Genomic DNA, 18,045 nt, shown 5'->3' on the forward strand with positions numbered 1-18,045 from the left:
TCTATCGAAACAATAAATAAAAGCATGATATGTTTTTAAATATATACGGAAATGTAAAGGGGAGCTTTCCGTATGTATATATTGTTTCTTGTGAAACAATTGATGATGGAAATAAAGTTTTTAGATAGGGGTGTGAACATGGATTATGAAGTGATTATAGTAGGCGGCGGACCTGTTGGGATGTGGTTAGCTGCTGAGTTGGCATTGGCGAGGGTAAGCGTATGTGTGATTGAACGTTTGGAGGAGCCTATTCGCCAGTCGCGTGCGCTTACGCTACATCCACGGACGCTTGAGATGTTTGATATGCGTGGATTGAAGGAGCGGTTTATGAAGCACGGCAGACCGATACGTACAGGTCACTTTGCCATGCTGGATACCCGCTTGGATTTTTCTGTGCTTGATAGTTCCTCCAATTATACGCTGTTTATCCCACAGGTGATTACAGAGCAGTTGATTGAGGAGCATGCGCTCAAGCTGGGAGTTGTCGTTCATCGTGGCATGGAAGTGGTATCTGTGCGGGAGCAGGAGCAGGGCGTAGAAGTGGTGAGTGTACGCGCGTCTGGACCACAAGCCAATGTATCGGTGATGACTGCTGCCTATGTCGTAGGAGCGGATGGGGCCGGGAGCATCGTGCGAAAACAAGCGGGGATTGCTTTTCCGGGCACGGATGCTACTCTGACCGCTGTATTAGCGGATGTAGAGTTAGCCAATCCGCCTGAAAACGGCGTACATTCCGAATATAGTGAACGAGGTGGGGTGATGATTGCTCCTGTGTCTTCAGATATTTATCGGGTCATTTTGACCACACCTCGGCTGATGAATGTCCCGAAAGACGTACCTGTAACGCTGGAAGAAGTGCGCACAGAGCTGTACGATCTGCTTGGTACAGATCTTGGCGTATTCAATCCTCGCTGGTTATCTCGATTTGGGAATGCAACGCGGCAGGCGCAGACCTATCGTAAAGGGAGAATCCTGCTAGCAGGTGATGCTGCCCATATCCACTTCCCGGCAGGTGGACAGGGAATGAATGTTGGCTTGCAAGAGGCTGCGAATCTGGGATGGAAGCTAGCAGGAGTGATTCGTGGCTGGGCTCCAGACACGCTGCTGAATAGCTATCATAACGAACGCTATCCGGTTAATACGCAGTTTTTACGGAATACCGAGGTTCAGACCCGCTTAATGGATTTTACACCTGCTGTCTTGGCGCACCGCCAATTACATGAGGAATGGTTCCGCCATCCGGAAATCAATCAATCTATGGCAGAGCAGATCAGCGCACTGGATGTGTGTTATCCAGGGGCTGAAATTATACCGCAGCATCCGCTGAACGGGAAACGGTTTGCTGATTTTGAATTGCGGTTGCCTGACGGAGTGACATCGTATGCGTACGATCTTCTTCATGAAGGCCGGTTTGTGCTTCTCCATCTTGCACAGGATGCTAAGGTATCGAATGAGTTTCGCGATATCTCACTTTCACATATTTCATACGTGGAGGCCGTAGCCGATGAATTGCCTGCTGGATGGAGGGATGTGCATACGGTTTTCATCCGTCCGGATGGGTATATCGCTTGGGCCATTTCTTTGAAACAAACGGATATATTGAGTGTTATTAAGGATGGTATTGCGACGTTCGTATAAAGGAAAAAGGGATGATCATGACATGGTCATATTGTTTCCTGTGAAACAAATGTGGGCTATAATGAGAGGAGGAGTATGCCAAAGGAGTGACTACTTGTTCGTATGGAGAAGGCGACATCGGTTCAGCATGTCTATGATTTGCTTATTAAGATGAATCACCAGCTGGAGCAGCATCAGCAGAGAGAGGGCATGATCTTTCTCAAGGAAATCCGCGAGCACTTTGATGGAATGACTTCGCTCAATATGACGGATGTGCACGTTATGGATTGCATTGGGAGGCATGAGCCGATCAATGTTACGTCATTAGCGGAGCGCATGGAGCTGAGCAAAGGTACCGTTTCGAAAGTGAGCACCAAGCTGCTCAGGGAGGGCTGGATTCGCAGAACCCAGCTGAACGACAACAAAAAAGAAATTTATTTTCGGCTAACCCCGTTGGGGAAAAAGCTCTTTCTTGTACATGAGCGGCTGCATGCTAAGGTACAGCAGCAGTTATTTCAATTTTTAGATCGCTACAGCCCGGAGGAGCTGAATGTCCTGAAACGTCTGTTGTCCGATGGTGTAGGTTTCTTGGAAGCTATGGAGTAGCAGAACAAGAGTCTCGAATCAAGGGACATTTAAATCATCAACGTGTGCACCTGTTAATCTCCGTGTGATAGCTACATGGGGAGATGCAGGTGCATTTCTTTTTAATGCAATAGTCGTTTGGCTTCCATATAGAGCACCTGCACGAACTTTTTCGTATTAATGCGGGCTTGCGACAGGGAAGGCTCCACATTGTTTTGCAGTTCTAGCATTTTTTTGCGGATTTCTGTAAAATCAAAAAACTTGGATGCATAATTTTCGAACTTAGGATGGGTATAGTCGGTCAATCCGAGCGATACAATATGGCTTAATGTCTGGAAAATGGCGCGGCGGACACGTTGCTCCGATGCCTTGATTTCCTTGCTCAGCTCTACTGCTGAGGCCGAGTCTCCTAATCGCTTCAACGCTATATTGGCAAATATATCCTTTAGCGAGGGGAACAGATAGGGGGAGAGGTTACCTGTTTCCTCCTCATATTGGTCCAGGTATTCCAGCATGTCCAGTAAATCTACACTTCCGGCTTCGCCAATCATTCCCATTTCGGAGAGCAGAAACTGTCCCGAACTTACAATGTTTCGAGTCGGTTCCAGTGTAGATGATGGGCTATTCGATGTGAACATCGACAGTCCTTGCAGTGTGCGCTGAATATCTGTAATCGACTGCTGCATGCGCAGGCGTTCGATCACCTTTTGGATAACTGCAATGATTTCCAGTCGGTTCAAGGGCTTGGCGATATAATATTCAATACCGAGCGAGTACGCTTCGCCGATCATATTTTTGGATTCAATCCGAGAAATCATAATGATTTTTCCGCTAAATTGATCACCGAGTGCACGCACGGTCTGAATGCCGTCACGAAGTGGCATCAGCAGGTCAATCAGCAACACATCAATCCGGTTCAGCTCCAGCAGGCCGCTATTCACGTAGGAACCATCCTCCGCTTCCCCAACGACCTCCCCTAAACCCTCGTCTTCAATAATGTCTGCCAGCATAGAACGAATCCCCTGATCGTCATCTACAATATAAAAACGCATCCGGGCTATCTTCCTTTCTCCGTCAGTTTCCGTAAAGGCAATATGACTCTAAAAGTGGTCTGCAATCTATCTGTATGCTCATCATCATTCTGTAGTAGTTCAAGCGTTCCATCAAGGCTCTCCGCGACTTCACGAACATAAAATAAGCCCATGCCGGTCGAAGGCTGTCCTACCTCATCATACTTGGTCGTGTATCCCGGTGTGAAGATCATTTCCCGTTTGCGCTGAGGAATACCTGGACCGTTATCGGTGACACTAAAGGATATTATATCCTCTTGTCCCGGCAGAAATTGAATGGAAACGTCAATCCTTCCGCTGTCTTTCATCGCTTCCACTGAATTGGATGTCAGGTTGTTAATCAGAGTGAGAGCTGTATAAACATGCAGTTTGGGTAACAAAGGATCGAAATTCAGCGTGAAGCGGATGGACTTGCCCAGCGATTGGGCGTATTTGCTGTTCGTTCGGACGATCAGCTCGCCAAGTTCCTGCGAAGTCATATAATGCACGTCGCTTTCGGAATCAATGAGCTTGGACAAACCGGCAAAAATCCGCTGGCTGTCTTTCTTAATCTCATGGACTTGTCCAGAAATACGAAGCGCCTGTCTGGCGTAATGTTCTCTATCTTTCAGAGATTCATCCTGCTGCAGCTCACGGTACAGTTCATAGCTTTCACGGGTAATTTGCTCTGCGTGCGACAGGGTTTTGCCTAACTGGACTGACTCCTCATACAAGTCTGATACCAGGAGTAAAATTCGCTCCGTCTGCTGTCTTTGTGCCTCTTCATGCTGAACAGACTGATTTAATCGAATTATATTATAGAACCCAAGCACGAAGAAGCTGCGGATCATGGCCATGAAAGCTACTTTGCTGATTTTAATGATGTCCCAGAAATCCCCGTCAATGCTTCGCCGGACACTTAGCTCCGCCACACTTGCGGCAACTTCAATCCCCACAGAGAGGATGCCCACGCGGAGTGCGCGGTAAGGCTCAGCATTAATGTTAAGGACCTGAAAGAGCAAACCATAGACCATGTAATAAAAAAAGGTAGGTCCATGCAAAGTCATCAACTCTTCAAAGGAAAAACCGGGATGGAGGTAATGATTGAGTGAAATGCGAAATGCGACTACTGCTATCCCTGCAAACACTCCCGAAAGTGCAGGCGGAATATGACGTATAGATAACAGAAAGAAAAAAAATACAGGCGTACCGAAGCTGAGACGAAATGTATTATCGAACGGGTGAATATTCAACTCACCTGCCAGGGGTACAAAGATAAGCATCAGCAGGAAAAGAAGGGTATTCAGTTTCATCCATATTCACCTCCGTGTATTTGTTTCAGAAAAGCAATGTAAGATAAATTCACAGGCTCTACATTAATGTTTGTGAATTTATAGAAAAAAACAAATACATGTGTAGATAACTGTCGGTTTTTATAGTTCGGATTGTAGTATAAATAACATCATTTGAATATTAAGAGCTGCATACTGCGAAAATATACAAACCAGCCAGGGGGGGACACGAAGTGAAAAAGATTAATTTAACCATGCAAATCTTTATCGGTCTGGCTTTAGGTATTATTGTTGGTGCCTTATTTTACGGCAATTCAGGGGTGGAAGTCTACCTAAAGCCGATCGGTGATATTTTCATCCGCTTGATCAAGATGATTGTCGTACCTATTGTTATCTCAACACTCATTATCGGTGTAGCCGGCGTCGGAGATATGAAGAAACTGGGGAAACTCGGCGGGAAGTCGATTCTGTACTTTGAAATTGTAACGACTATTGCGATCCTGTTTGGACTGCTTGTGGCCAATCTGGTTCGACCCGGTGATGGCGTGGACATGTCCCACCTGGCTAAGAGCGATATCCATTCCTATGTGGAGACTGCGGAAAAGTCAGGTCATAGCTTTATAGATACGATTGTGCATATTGTACCTACCAATGTTATTCAAGCCCTGGGCGAAGGAGATATGCTGGCTATTATATTCTTCTCCGTGTTGTTTGGACTAGGAGTAGCTGCGATTGGTAACAAGGGCAAGCCTGTGCTGAATTTCTTTGAAGGTGTAGCCGACGCTATGTTCTGGGTAACCAATCAGGTTATGCGCCTCGCTCCGTTCGGTGTATTTGCACTGATTGGAACGACAGTGGCCAAGTTTGGATTAGCTTCGTTATGGCCGTTATTGAAGCTTGTACTGTCAGTGTACGGCTCCATGTTACTGTTCATTGTGATTGTCTTCGGAATTATCGCCAAGCTTTGCGGTACCCGTCTCTGGACTATGGTTAAGATTTTGAAGAGTGAGCTGTTGCTTGCATATTCGACGGCCAGCTCGGAAAGTGTTCTGCCTAAGATCATGGAGAAGATGGAGAAATTCGGATGTCCGAAGGGGATCACGTCCTTTGTCATCCCGATCGGATATTCTTTTAATCTGGACGGCTCCACGCTGTATCAGGCACTGGCTGCAATTTTCATTGCCCAAATGTATGGCATTGATATGCCGATCACGACCCAAATCACGCTGGTACTCGTGCTGATCATTTCCTCCAAAGGTATTGCAGGCGTGCCGGGCGCTTCCTTTGTCGTGTTGCTTGCTACGCTGGGAGCAGTGAATCTCCCGCTGGAGGGTTTGGCCTTTATCGCGGGTATCGATCGCATTCTGGATATGGCGCGTACGGTAGTCAATGTTTTAGGGAACTCGCTTGCGGCTGTAGTCATGTCCAAATGGGAAGGACAATATGATAAAGAAAAAGGCGAGGAATACGTTGCCTCAATTAAATGAAGTACATTGAACTGATTATCAGATAACAAGAGCACCTTTGCGAAGTAATGCAGAGGTGTTCTTTTTGTTTCCAGACTTGTTAACCCGCTTCCTTTTTCGACATTTTTCGATGTTTTATGTATGGGATTATAGGTATATGGACATGAAAAATAAGTCTTAATACCTATGTGATTAAAAATTTAATTATAATGATTCTTAATAAAATTCCGATATTAAATTATACCGTTTTATATATTGGCTTAGAAGGGAAGATCATGTATGTTTCTCAAGAAAAATGAGTCCCAATCACTTGCTCCTTTAGTAGAAGAAAGCCGCAAACTTTCACAAAGAATACAGCAAAAAGATTATGCTGCTGCAATACAGGTTTCCTCAGCTTCTCCTGAGGTTCAAGAAATCGCAAACAATGTTAACCAAGCGATAGAGTCCATGAAAAATGATGCTCAACATGTTGATATCCGTTTGAAGCTTGTTACCAAGGCGATAGAGATTGGCTTATGGGACATGGAGGTTATTGCGGGTGATCCCGTCAATCCAAATAATACGTTCACATGGTCAGAAGAATTCCGTGCTATGCTGGGGTATCAGAGCGAAAAGGACTTCCCCAATGTATTGGATAGCTGGTCATCTCGACTGCACCCCGAAGATTATGACAGGTCTTTGGCAGAATTGTCTGATCATTTGCTGGATTTTACGGGAAAGACGCCATATGACGTACAGTATCGTTTGAAGCTGAAGCATGGAGAATACCGCTGGTTCCGGGCTACCGGAACGACGATCCGCGACGAGAAGGGAGTGCCACTTCGGATTGCAGGCGCTCTGTTGGATGTGCACGATCAGAAGATTAAGTCCGAGGAGCTTCAGGCTCTAGTTACCAGATTTGATCTCATCAATCGTGTTTTGGTGGAGGCACCCTATGACGTCATTCTGGTGGATGGAGACATTGAGCACCCGGATAATATATTTTGGTGGTCCCAGCAATTCCGCAACACCTTGGGCTTTACAGACGAGAAGGACTTTCCAAGTGTATTAAGCAGCTGGAGTTCGCGTATACATCCTGATGATGCCGAACATGCAGTTAAGGCTGTAGTCGATCATTTAAATGACTATACAGATCGTACACCGTATGACATGGTATGCCGCTTACAAAGTAAAAATGGAGAGTATCGCTGGTATCAAAACAGTGGAAGAAGCATACGTGATAGCAATGGAGTGCCTATTCGTATTGCCGGAACCATCCGTGATATCACCGTAGAAAAGGAAAAGCAGGCTGTCGCGGATGAGCTTACGCTCAAAATTCAGCATCTCTCCGATTCCATTACAGAAATGGTGAACGGTGTTAACTCGGTTAGTAACCAGGCGCAGGAGCTGGCTACGGCTCAAGAGCAATCGACAGAGGCGGCGAATCAAGCCAAAGTCAGTGCAGAAGAGACGCAAAACATTTCGAACTTCATTAAAGAGATCGCGAATCAAACCAACCTACTGGGTCTGAATGCTGCAATCGAGGCATCGCGTGCAGGCGAGCAGGGACGTGGTTTTGCGGTTGTTGCAGATGAAGTGAGAAAGCTTGCCATTCATAGTGCTGATGCGACCGGGAATATCGAGACCAGTCTGGACGAAATGAAAACACTTATCGAGCGAATTTTGCACAACATCGGGAATATGTCTACGCTGACACAAACACAAGCTGCACTAACGCAGCAAGTGAACGCTTCTACGGACGAGATCAACAGTATGTCTAAAGCTTTGTTGGATTTTGCAAGAACTATGTAAGGCTTTAGAATTCATGTGAATAATAGGCCGGGCCATGGGCTCGGTCTCTTTACTGTTTTTGGTAGATAAACTATACTTTTGAGGATCGATCTAAAAATAACCTCATAGTAACTTCATGTGGAAAAGAGGAAACGATTTGAGCTTACTTAGTTCAATATTGGTTGGAATTGTAGCGCTGGAGCACGTTTATATTTTAGTGTTGGAAATGTTTCTATGGACGACCCCGCGAGCGATGCGTACGTTCGGTACCTCGAAGGAATTGGCAGGAGTGACCAAGTCCCTGGCAGCCAATCAGGGGCTGTATAACGGATTTCTGGCTGCTGGATTGGTATGGGGCTTGTTCTATCCCGATCCTGTAATTGGGCGACAAATCCAATTATTTTTTGTCATTTGTGTGGTAGTGGCTGCGGTGTATGGTGCATTAACGGCCAATAAGTCTATTTTATTAAAGCAAGGTCTGCCTGCCATCTTGGCATTAATCAGTTTGCTGGTCTTCTAAAAGACGCCCTTAACGGGTGTCTTTTTTGCTAATTCGATCACATAATGTCTGCAATGCTAATGACAAGGGGAATAAACAGTTTTTGAACGATTGTAAATCCGACTATTCCGATTTATAATATTTTTCAATACATACTTAAAGAATTTGGAGGCTAGAGCGATGCGTCGTAATTTGACAGGTATATTCGTATTCATCGTATTAATGTTGGTAGTAAGTGCATGCTCCGGCGGAAATTCGGGATCTTCGTCTGCGACGAATGGTAGTGCGTCTGGCACAGATGCAACTACAGCGGATAACGGACAGCCCAAAGATGGTGGTAGTTTGATTATCGGCGTGCAAGCCGATCCGGTGGTGCTGAATCCGAACTATGCGGGTGACCGGGTAAGTCTGACGATAGATCAAGCGATATTCGCACCTTTGTTCCAAGTGAACAATGGCAAGAAGACGTTTTATTTGGCAGATAGCCTGACTCCTTCGGCAGACAAGTTGACCTATACACTAAAACTGAAAAAGGATCTGACTTGGCATGATGGCGAGAAGCTGACAGCTGACGATGTCGTTTTCACGATTAACAAAATTTTAGACGAGAAGCAGCACAGCTTCTTGAGAAGTAATTTTATGGTCAACGGCAAGCCGGTACAGGCGAGCAAGGTTGATGATACGACGGTGGACTTCAAGCTTCCTCAGCCAGCCCCAGCTTTTGAGGCGGCCCTGGTACAGGTATCCCCGATTCCGAAGCACATTTTTGAGAATGAAGCGGATATTGAGAAAAGCACGAAAAACAACACTCCGGTTGGATCAGGCCCTTTCAAATTTAAAGAGTACAAAACCGGCGAGTACGTTACACTTGAACGGTTCGATAACTATTTTGGCGGCAAGCCGCATCTGGATTCTGTGACATTTCGGATTGTTAAAGATTCGAATGCTGCCAATTTGGCCCTACAAAATGGTGAAATCAATGTAAACTATCTCGACCCGCAAAACGTAGACACCATTAAAGCGACAGATAAGTTTGACATTTTCCCTTACAGCGAAGGCCGCTTGGCTTACCTGATGTTTAATGAAAACAGTGATACAAAGCAGTTGAACAAAAAAGAAGTACGTCAGGCGCTTTCTTATGCACTGAATCAGGATGAATTGATCCAGGTATCGTATGGCTCCAAAGATTATGCAGATACTGCAAAGTCCGCTTTGACACAGGATGTACTGTATCACACGAATGATGTTGCATTTTTCAATAATGATGTGAACAAGGCGAAGGAGCTGCTGAAATCAGCTGGCGCTGAAGGGCTGAAGCTGCGCATTATCATTCCGGGCGGCAACAAGGTTCAGGAAGCACAGGCGCTGTATATCCAGCAGAAGTTCAAGGATATTGGCGTTCAGCTGGAGGTGAACAGCATGGATTCCTCAGCGTGGTCGCAAAAATTCGTTGATACGAATGCCAAGGATTTCGATCTGGCGATCAGCGGCTATATCATGGGGTATGACCCTGATGCGTATCGTATTTTGTATAGCACGGGATCGTCCTCCAACTATTCGCATTATTCTAATAAAGAAGTAGATAAGTTGTTGGAAGAGGGCGCGGGTGAGTCGGATACGACTAAACGTGGAGAAATTTATAAAAAGGTACAAGAAATTTTGGCTGATGATGCGGTTATCTATCCGATTGCATACACCAAAACGATTGTGGCCTTCGACAAGCAGTATGGCGGTATTGATCAGGCTGTGTTGAAGCCGGTCGTGATTTTCGAGGATTTGTCCAAAATTTATCACAAATAAGACAGGGTTTTCAAAAAATAAGCTGGGGTAACCAGCTTATTTTTTTCGAAAACAGCAAGGGGAAGGAAAACGTATGAGACAACTCATCGCCAGAAGGTTGCTGCAAGTTATACCGATGCTATTTTTTGTGTCCATCGTCTGCTTCGGCTTGATCAAGCTGGCTCCAGGTGATCCGGTTCTCTCTTTTGTTACACCGAATATGCATCTGGAAGATATTGAAAGAATGAGGCATAGCTTGGGGCTGGACCAGCCCGCTTATGTACAGTACATATTATGGCTTAAAAAAAGCCTGACAGGAGATCTAGGTTATTCGCTAATTAATCATCAGCCTGTACTGGATCAGATTCTCGACCGTCTCCCGGCGACAGCGGGGTTAATGGGCGCCTCCATCATACTCGCTGTGTTGATTGCAATTCCACTTGGTTTGATTGCTGCGGCCAATCGGAATCGCTGGATCGACAAGCTCATTAATCTAATGTCGTACATCGGTATTTCTGTCCCATTGTTTTGGCTTGGTATTTTGCTTATTTATCTATTTGCAATTTATTTGCATTGGCTTCCAAGTACAGGGATGCGTACGATCGGAACGGACTCGGTGCTGGATGTAATCAAGCATGGAATTTTGCCATGTTTTGTACTGGCCTTTGGCTTTCTATCTGTCTATGTGAGGTACATCCGTTCCAGCACGATTACGCAGCTTAAGGAAGAGTACGTGCAGATTCAATACGCGTTCGGGTCTGGACAACGACTGGTTTTGTTTCGACACGTGCTCAAGCATGTGCTGCTGCCCATCATTACGCTGCTTGGTATGTCGGTTGCGGACCTGGTGGCGGGAGCCATTGTGACGGAGACGGTATTTTCCTGGCCGGGTATTGGCTCGCTGGGCATGACGGCTGTAAAAGGAATGGATTATCCCGTCATTATGGGGATTACCTTATTTTCCGCTTTACTGCTGATCCTGGGTAATCTGCTGGCAGATATCTTGTACAGCATGGCGGACCCGAGAATTAAATCAACGAGGTGAAAACATGAATCGGAGCAAATGGCGCAACATCGGGATCGAGCTGATGACGAGCAAAATGGGCGCCGTCGCCCTCATACTATTGATCGTATTCTCGCTGGGAGCGATTTTCGCATTTTTATCACCGCAGGACCCGAATAAGCTGAACGTACTGGAGCGCCTCCAACCACCGGGAGGCGCACACTGGTTTGGAACGGACGATTACGGTCGGGACTATTTTACAAGAGCGCTGTATGGCGGTCGTGTATCATTGCTGGTTGGCTTTGCGTCTATGATTATTGCGACCAGTATTGGTGCAGTGGTAGGCATTGTGAGCGGCTATTTTGGCGGGTGGATTGACAACCTGCTTATGCGGATTTTGGAGCTAATCATGTCGATTCCGTCTTTTCTGGTTATATTGCTGCTTAGTGTGTTTTTGAAGCCAGGCGTTGGCAATATCATTGTCATTATCGCCCTGCTCATGTGGATGAATATCGCCCGGGTGGTGCGGGCAGAGACGATGACGCTGCGCGAACGGGAGTATGTACTATACGCTAAGGCTTCAGGACAAAGTACATTTGGCATTATCCTGAAGCACATCGTTCCCAATCTGATTCCAGTCATTATCGTAGGAGCGACGAACAATATCGCTTCAGCCATTATGATGGAATCATCACTGAGCTTTCTCGGCTTTGGTGTTCAACTGCCGAACGCTACGTGGGGCAGTATGCTGAATAATGCCCAAGGTTATATTGCACAGGCACCATATATGGCATTGTTTCCGGGACTGCTTATTTTACTGACCGTGTTGAGCTTTAATGTACTGGGAGATGTACTGCGTGTAGGCTTTGAGCCCAAATTAGTAAAACGGTGATTCATAGCATAGATCCATTAACAATGGCTCCAGGAGCGACAGGAAGGGGCGAAAACACAATGACAGAACATCTGCTGTCTGTCGAACAGCTGGAGGTCTCGTTTTTCACTCGTGAGGGGGAGAATCAGGCCGTTCGAGGGGTTAGCTTTCATATTGATGCTGGAGAAACGGTAGGAATTGTAGGAGAATCCGGTAGCGGCAAAAGCGTTACGGCGAAAGCGATCATGTCGATGATTGCCCCGCCCGGCAAGCGGCTGAACGGCGATATCCGTTACCGTGGAGAAAGTTTGACCGCGCTGACAGAAAAACAATGGCGTAAAATACGCGGTAACCAAATCGCAATGGTGTTTCAGGACCCGATGACTTCGCTGAATCCGGTCAAAAAAGTAGGCTATCACCTGGTCGAGGTGATTCGTAGGCATCGAGGACTGAGCAAGGAAGCAGCTACGCAGGCAGCTGTGGAGCTACTGCGACAGGTAGGTATTACTGAACCGGAGCGTCGAATGAATCAATACCCGCATCAATTCAGCGGAGGGATGCGTCAGCGGGTGATGATCGCAATGGCGCTCTCGTGCAGTCCGGAACTGCTGATTGCAGATGAGCCGACTACAGCGCTGGATGTGACGATTCAGGCGCAAATCTTGGAGCTGCTCAAGACGCTCAAGCAGCAATCCGATATGGCGATTGCCCTGATCACCCATGATCTGGGCGTCGTCGCCCAGGTGTGCAGCCGTGTCATCGTAATGTACGGCGGCATGGTGATGGAGGAGGGGCGTGTGGACGATATCTTCTATCGTCCTAGGCATCCATATACGCAGGGTCTGCTGCGCTCTGTACCCCAGCGTACGAACGGCTTCCGTGAGCGGCTGGTGCCGATTGAGGGCACGCCCCCGGATATGCTGAACCCGCCATCAGGCTGTCCGTTCATGGAACGGTGCCCGCACGCGTTTGCCCGCTGTGTGGAGCGGCCGCCGATGGTGGAGCTGCGCCCAGACCAGCGAGCAGCCTGCTGGCTGAACGAGCCGGACGTTGTGCCCGCCGGAGTCTACGAGACGTCCGAAGCGGGCCGTGCAGAGGAGGGGAATGACGGTGAATGAAGCGTTGAGTGAGGCCAACCATGTGGCGGGTGAGGATCAGCCCTTGGTGGAGGTACACCAGCTTAAGAAGCATTTTGTGACCGCAAAGGATTTGTTAGGGCGCAGCTCCGAGGTGCTCAAGGCGGTTGACGGCGTAAGCTTCCACATCAAGCGCGGCGAGACGTTCGGACTGGTTGGTGAGTCCGGTAGTGGCAAATCGACAGTTGGACGCTGCCTGACACGGTTATACGATTATACGGAAGGTACGGTACGCTTTGACGGTCAGGATATTTCCAAGCTGAATGACAAGCAGCTCAAGCCGCTACGTCGGCGTATTCAGAGCATTTTTCAGGACCCATATTCCTCGCTTAATCCGGGTATGAACGTGCTTGACCTGATTGGTGAGCCGATGGATATTCACAGATTGCATCAGGGCAGTGAGCGTAAGGATGCCGTAGTGGCTTTACTGGAGAAGGTAGGGCTGAAGCGAGAGCACCTGTACCGCTATTCGCACGAGTTTAGCGGCGGTCAACGCCAGCGGATTTCCATCGCTCGTGCCTTATCCGTGAATCCCGAGTTCATCGTCTGTGATGAACCGATTTCGGCCCTAGATGTGTCCATCCAGGCGCAGGTCATTAACACGCTGGAGGATCTCCAGCAGGAGTTCGGGCTGACGTATCTGTTTATCGCTCACGACTTGTCGATGGTGCGGCATATTTCGGATCGTATCGGCGTGATGTATCATGGACGGTTGGTGGAGGTAGCTGATGCAGATGAACTGTATGAGCAGCCTGCTCACCCCTACACACAGGCGCTGCTCTCTTCCATCCCTGTGCCTGATCCGAGAGCGGTCGGCGAGCGGCAGAATAGCTTGGCTCAACCCGACGGTTCATGGGTATGGGACAAGGATAGCAACGATGCTGGCGAGCTGAAAGAAATTAGTCCCGGACATTATGTGGCGTACCCGGTTAGCCGTTAGGTTAAGATTGGTTGTACGTGTACATAACCCATAGGAGGTAAAAAACGATGACTGAATCAACGAAAAGAGTACGTATTTCCCAGTGGGACGCGCTCATGCTGGAATCTTTACGTTCATTAGGCTGGTCCCCTGAGGAACTCATCCGTCGGGTGCAGCAAAATGAGCTGCCAACGGACGGACAATTCGATTATGCGGAGCTTGCCACCGGGCTGGCGGCCAATGAACCGGAGGTGTTTGTCAGCGCGGTAACAGACGGGTATCAGATCAAATATAATACGATCCGTGGCATTCGTACGTGGCTTGCCACTGCATTCGGATGTGAGCCTGAGCTGTCTCTGGAGGAAGGAAGCGAAGCTGTTACATCCGAACTGACGCAGGCCGAATATGATCGGCTGGAACAGGTGCTGTCGTTAGGTTGGGTCATTCAGGAGGTACGGCCCGCGACTGGCGATACTGCAGGATTGTACCGCATTGTGCCTGCTGCACAGACGAATTAAATTGTGAATATGGAGCAGCACACTTTACCAGGATTTGAAACGAGCTGACCGGGAGGTCAGCTCGTTTTTTAATACGATGCTTCTTCATCTTTTCATACTTTAGAAAATAGGTTTACGGCTTGGCACCTCATTCACGTCCCTTCCATCTTTCCTCATATGGATATCATCAGTTGAAATGATTAGAAAGGTTACATTTTTCACCATATATGACCGATAAAAGTATAGTGTTATTTATATTTTATGGGAAATGAGGAAAGGGGAACTTTTCAATCTGATGAGTGAACAAGAAATACATGTGGGTGAATGCGGAGGTGGGGCGACCGTCGCTGAACCGAACGCAGCTCCACCACGTCCACAAAGAATAGTTTTAACTCTGGTTACAGGGTTTGCATTATTGATCTTTAGTTTGTTCCTGTCGCTAGTCACAGGTATATTTCCTATCAGCTATGCAGAGTTATGTGAAGTGTTGTTTTCTTCCAATCCTGATCCCATATTGAAGGAAGTTGTATACCAAACTCGTATGCCATTTGCCTTGGATATGTTGTTGCTCGGAGGAGGTCTGGCCGTTTCAGGCACTCTTTTACAACTACGAATAGCTAATCCATTTGCATCACCCACCTTAACCGGACTTATGCCTGGGGCAATGGTGGGGTTATGTGTTGTCCTTTTACTGGGAATGAACATAGACTCTTTTGGTGGTATGGCCCTTTGTATTGCAGGGGCGGTATTTGGGGGATTCATTGTATTTACATTAAATAGAATCCGTTTCATTCGAGGACGGTCTGCGGGAATTCATTTATTCATGATTGGTTTCATTATTGATGTAGCCCTTCGTTCAATCTCTGGATTTATTGTGCTATTTGGAGAAAATCAGCAAGAGTGGGCAATGTCTGTGGGAGGGTGGGGAATAAGAGAAGGGTCATTCACGTTTTGGCTTACCTTGGTTACACTTCTCGTCGCAGGATCTGTCTTCGCATTCCCCAAGCAGCTGAAACCCCTGTACATTCCCTTCGCAATTGTGTTGACCGCCATTACGGTGTGGGCATGTGGTACCATCGGATATATAGGGCTTATTGTGCCTTATTTCATGCGTTGTATGATTGGAAACCGTCCACGGCTTCTCATGTTGGGCTCCATCCTTTGGGGAGGCGGGTTGTTGATGCTGGCCAAAGTCATTTCCGCTAGAATCCATGAGCCGGTTGGGTTGCCCTTAACCCTAGTACTGGCCTGCATCGGCATACCCCTTTTGATCTTTATGATGTGGAGAGAATGGAAAAGAAGCTCCATGCTTGAAAATGGTAAATTCTGAACGCTATTAGCCAGAGCATCAAACTCTATTTTTTTATGCTATATTTTATACATAAAAAAATAGAGTTGAGGTGCAGCATGACATCAATGACGATTGTCGATCCATCCGTCAAACCAGGATTAGTGGCTTATCAGGCAAGTAATGAAGATCAGGCTGAAATTCAGGAGTTAATTTTAAAGACGGCCAGATGGCTGCACAGCAAAGGTTCCACGCAATGGGGCAAATTACTAAGAGGAGAGGATGACCACAATCTGGGCGGAGCTATTGCACGCGGAGAAGTGGTTATGTTCCGAACCTCAGACGATCATCGCTTGGCAGGCGCAGTGATCTTGCAGCAGCAACCCAGTGCTTGGGATTGTAAATTGTGGGGATTAGACGAGACGAATTCCGAGGGAGGAACCTCCGTGTATCTGCATCGTTTGGTTGTAGATCGCGATAACACGGGAAAGGGACTGGGCCGTGAGCTTATGCAGTGGATTGAGCAAGGTATCCGCTTCGCAGGCAAGGATCGAATCCGTCTGGATTGTATTGCGGGCAATGACAAGCTTAGCGGTTTTTACCAACAATGTGGCTATACTTATATGGGCGAAACGAATGGCTATAACACTTTTGAAAAGATGATAATAAATTCTTAGAAAATGGAATTATAGCTGTAGGAATACGAAAGAAGGAAGCAGATGATCTGCATTCTTCTTTTTTTTGTTGTGCAGACCTTTACGTCCTCGTAATGTCTTTCTCTTGGTTACTGTCATATCAGAGCCACTCAAAAGAAAAAAATTTATATAAAAATGAAAATGGGGATATCGCGCTTTCTCCTTCTACATATGATGATAGGGAAAGTTTTGTAAGCGCTTCAAAGAAGGGTGATATACAACCATGCGAAGCTACAGGAGGCGGTTAAGGTGGACAATTACATGAGTTGGATAAAAATTGGATTTTTTCTCAGCATTCTGTTTTTACTTGCAACGGCATGCAGCACTTCTCCCAAAATAGAGAATACAGATGGACAAAAGGTGCGGCTTACGATGCAGGTTTGGGGTAACCCTGCGGAGGTGAAGGTGTATCAGCGGGCACTGGATGCATTTGAAAAAGAGAATCCGAATATCGAAGTTAAGCTGGTACCAGTACCGGGAGACCAATATGAGCAAAAGCTGTTGACACAGCTACAGGGAAGTCGCGGACCGGATGTCTTTTATTCATATGAGTCGACGATTGCGCGTTTGATCGGAGCAAAACAGGTGCAGCCTTTGGGTGAATTTTTAAAAAGTGAGGCAAGTGACGTGAAGGCCGAGGATTTTCCGGAAGGATTATGGGGTCCGGCCAAGCGTGATGGGGAAATCTATGGGGTCACTCCTGACTCAAACCCGATGGTCATGTACTACAACAAAAAGGTATTTAAGGAAGCAGGTGTGAAAACACCGCAGGAATACTATGATGAGGGCAAGTGGAACTGGGACGCCTTTGAGGAGGTTACATCCAAGCTGAAGGCCGCCGGAAAGCAGGGCTATATTGCGGAAAACTGGTGGGCTCACTGGTATTCGTGGGTGTGGTCGAATGGTGGCCGGATTTTTGATGAACAAGGCAAGTATGTGCTGGACCACAATGAAAAGGGCAAGGAAGCGTTCGCTTTTATGCACGATATGGTGAAAAAGGGAAATGCGGTATACCTTGGCTCGCTTCCGAAAGGGCAGGGGGCAGATGCCATGTTCATGTCCAATCAAGTCGGCATGCTGGCGGCAGGAAGATGGCTGGAGCCTTTGTTTAGCCAAAATAAAAGCCTCGACTTTGATTATATCTACTGGCCCTCCAACACTGGTAAAAATGAGCCTGTCGCCATCCCGGTTGCATATGTAGCTGTCAACAAAAACAGTCCGCATGTGCAAGAGGCCATGAAGCTGGCAGCCTTCTACGTCTCTGTGAAAGGACAGGAGGTGCGGTTGGTTGAAGGTGGAAATGCCATGGGTACGCTTGCTGCCGCAGATGAGAGCATCATGAAAAAGGCGACGATTGAGCACTCGGGCTATCTGACGGAGGGACGTAATAAAGGGCATGCTTATGGTTCCGCATTGGCATATGATGCACAGGTGCCGGGGTTGAACTCCGATATCACGGAAACCATTGACCTGATGTTCCTGGGCAAGCAGGATGCTGCGACAACCATTGAAAAGTTGAATCAGATCATATCCAAGGCGGTCAAGTAAACACGGGATGGGCCGTGACCAGGGAGGAAGG

The 18,045-nt window shown here is 47.2% G+C and carries 16 protein-coding genes; 14 read left to right on the top strand and 2 right to left on the bottom strand.

The features are described 5' to 3' along the window. Positions 1-138: 138 nt before the first annotated feature. Entirely contained in the window at positions 139-1,638 is a 1,500-nt protein-coding gene (locus ACN6NF_RS01175) for a monooxygenase (RefSeq protein WP_474314404.1), read from the top strand. A gap of 102 nt (positions 1,639-1,740) precedes the next feature. Next, entirely contained in the window at positions 1,741-2,223 is a 483-nt protein-coding gene (locus ACN6NF_RS01180; protein WP_474314406.1) for a MarR family transcriptional regulator, read from the top strand. Positions 2,224-2,324: 101 nt separating this feature from the next. Here the strand turns inward: ACN6NF_RS01180 and ACN6NF_RS01185 are convergent, their stop codons facing one another. Both ACN6NF_RS01185 and ACN6NF_RS01190 read right to left on the bottom strand, forming a co-directional pair. After that, positions 2,325-3,254 (bottom strand): response regulator, encoded by a 930-nt coding sequence (locus ACN6NF_RS01185; protein WP_474314408.1) that lies wholly within the window; start codon positions 3,252-3,254, stop codon positions 2,325-2,327. A gap of 5 nt (positions 3,255-3,259) precedes the next feature. Then, positions 3,260-4,564 carry a sensor histidine kinase gene (locus ACN6NF_RS01190; protein WP_474314410.1) on the bottom strand — a complete coding sequence of 435 codons (1,305 nt, stop codon included), beginning with the start codon at positions 4,562-4,564 and terminating at the stop codon, positions 3,260-3,262. A gap of 212 nt (positions 4,565-4,776) precedes the next feature. Between ACN6NF_RS01190 and ACN6NF_RS01195 the strand changes: the two genes are divergently transcribed. From ACN6NF_RS01195 to ACN6NF_RS01250, 12 genes are all read left to right on the top strand, one after another. Continuing rightward, positions 4,777-6,030 carry a cation:dicarboxylate symporter family transporter gene (locus ACN6NF_RS01195; RefSeq protein WP_474314411.1) on the top strand — a complete coding sequence of 418 codons (1,254 nt, stop codon included), beginning with the start codon at positions 4,777-4,779 and terminating at the stop codon, positions 6,028-6,030. 258 nt (positions 6,031-6,288) lie between these two features. Next, positions 6,289-7,800: a methyl-accepting chemotaxis protein gene (locus ACN6NF_RS01200; RefSeq protein ID WP_474314413.1), complete on the top strand. Its 1,512-nt coding sequence runs from the start codon at positions 6,289-6,291 to the stop codon at positions 7,798-7,800. A gap of 136 nt (positions 7,801-7,936) precedes the next feature. Further along, positions 7,937-8,299, top strand: coding sequence for a DUF1304 domain-containing protein (locus ACN6NF_RS01205; protein ID WP_474314415.1), 363 nt, complete (start codon positions 7,937-7,939; stop codon positions 8,297-8,299). Positions 8,300-8,458: 159 nt separating this feature from the next. Then, positions 8,459-10,078 carry an ABC transporter substrate-binding protein gene (locus ACN6NF_RS01210; RefSeq protein WP_474314417.1) on the top strand — a complete coding sequence of 540 codons (1,620 nt, stop codon included), beginning with the start codon at positions 8,459-8,461 and terminating at the stop codon, positions 10,076-10,078. Positions 10,079-10,151: 73 nt separating this feature from the next. Further along, positions 10,152-11,102 carry an ABC transporter permease gene (locus ACN6NF_RS01215; protein WP_016820190.1) on the top strand — a complete coding sequence of 317 codons (951 nt, stop codon included), beginning with the start codon at positions 10,152-10,154 and terminating at the stop codon, positions 11,100-11,102. Between the two features lie 4 nt (positions 11,103-11,106). Next, positions 11,107-11,952, top strand: a complete 846-nt coding sequence (locus ACN6NF_RS01220; RefSeq protein WP_016820191.1) for an ABC transporter permease — start codon at positions 11,107-11,109, stop codon at positions 11,950-11,952. 59 nt (positions 11,953-12,011) lie between these two features. Continuing rightward, positions 12,012-13,049 carry an ABC transporter ATP-binding protein gene (locus tag ACN6NF_RS01225; protein WP_474314418.1) on the top strand — a complete coding sequence of 346 codons (1,038 nt, stop codon included), beginning with the start codon at positions 12,012-12,014 and terminating at the stop codon, positions 13,047-13,049. Then, entirely contained in the window at positions 13,036-14,007 is a 972-nt protein-coding gene (locus ACN6NF_RS01230; protein ID WP_263559769.1) for an ABC transporter ATP-binding protein, read from the top strand. The genes ACN6NF_RS01225 and ACN6NF_RS01230 overlap by 14 nt, the downstream gene beginning before the upstream one ends. A gap of 47 nt (positions 14,008-14,054) precedes the next feature. Beyond that, a complete protein-coding gene (locus tag ACN6NF_RS01235) occupies positions 14,055-14,504 on the top strand; it encodes a hypothetical protein (protein ID WP_474314419.1) in 450 nt (149 codons plus the stop codon). 274 nt (positions 14,505-14,778) lie between these two features. Further along, entirely contained in the window at positions 14,779-15,813 is a 1,035-nt protein-coding gene (locus tag ACN6NF_RS01240; protein WP_474314422.1) for an iron chelate uptake ABC transporter family permease subunit, read from the top strand. Positions 15,814-15,890: 77 nt separating this feature from the next. Next, a complete protein-coding gene (locus tag ACN6NF_RS01245; RefSeq protein ID WP_474314423.1) occupies positions 15,891-16,448 on the top strand; it encodes a GNAT family N-acetyltransferase in 558 nt (185 codons plus the stop codon). A 267-nt stretch (positions 16,449-16,715) separates the two neighbouring features. Further along, complete coding sequence (locus ACN6NF_RS01250; RefSeq protein WP_474314424.1) at positions 16,716-18,014, top strand: ABC transporter substrate-binding protein; 1,299 nt, start codon at positions 16,716-16,718, stop codon at positions 18,012-18,014. The last annotated feature ends 31 nt before the right edge of the window (positions 18,015-18,045 follow it).

The sequence above is a fragment of the Paenibacillus sp. TSM33 genome (assembly GCF_056099025.1).

Excerpts from the sequence above, each read along its gene's own strand:
- ACN6NF_RS01175 (WP_474314404.1), top strand. The coding sequence starts at position 139 with ATGGATTATGAAGTGATTATAGTAGGCGGCGGACCTGTTGGGATGTGG.
- ACN6NF_RS01190 (WP_474314410.1), bottom strand. The coding sequence starts at position 4,564 with ATGAAACTGAATACCCTTCTTTTCCTGCTGATGCTTATCTTTGTACCC.
- ACN6NF_RS01235 (WP_474314419.1), top strand. The coding sequence starts at position 14,055 with ATGACTGAATCAACGAAAAGAGTACGTATTTCCCAGTGGGACGCGCTC.
- ACN6NF_RS01220 (WP_016820191.1), top strand. The coding sequence starts at position 11,107 with ATGAATCGGAGCAAATGGCGCAACATCGGGATCGAGCTGATGACGAGC.
- ACN6NF_RS01215 (WP_016820190.1), top strand. The coding sequence starts at position 10,152 with ATGAGACAACTCATCGCCAGAAGGTTGCTGCAAGTTATACCGATGCTA.
- ACN6NF_RS01180 (WP_474314406.1), top strand. The coding sequence starts at position 1,741 with ATGGAGAAGGCGACATCGGTTCAGCATGTCTATGATTTGCTTATTAAG.
- ACN6NF_RS01245 (WP_474314423.1), top strand. The coding sequence starts at position 15,891 with ATGACATCAATGACGATTGTCGATCCATCCGTCAAACCAGGATTAGTG.
- ACN6NF_RS01230 (WP_263559769.1), top strand. The coding sequence starts at position 13,036 with ATGACGGTGAATGAAGCGTTGAGTGAGGCCAACCATGTGGCGGGTGAG.
- ACN6NF_RS01240 (WP_474314422.1), top strand. The coding sequence starts at position 14,779 with ATGAGTGAACAAGAAATACATGTGGGTGAATGCGGAGGTGGGGCGACC.
- ACN6NF_RS01210 (WP_474314417.1), top strand. The coding sequence starts at position 8,459 with ATGCGTCGTAATTTGACAGGTATATTCGTATTCATCGTATTAATGTTG.
- ACN6NF_RS01225 (WP_474314418.1), top strand. The coding sequence starts at position 12,012 with ATGACAGAACATCTGCTGTCTGTCGAACAGCTGGAGGTCTCGTTTTTC.
- ACN6NF_RS01185 (WP_474314408.1), bottom strand. The coding sequence starts at position 3,254 with ATGCGTTTTTATATTGTAGATGACGATCAGGGGATTCGTTCTATGCTG.
- ACN6NF_RS01200 (WP_474314413.1), top strand. The coding sequence starts at position 6,289 with ATGTTTCTCAAGAAAAATGAGTCCCAATCACTTGCTCCTTTAGTAGAA.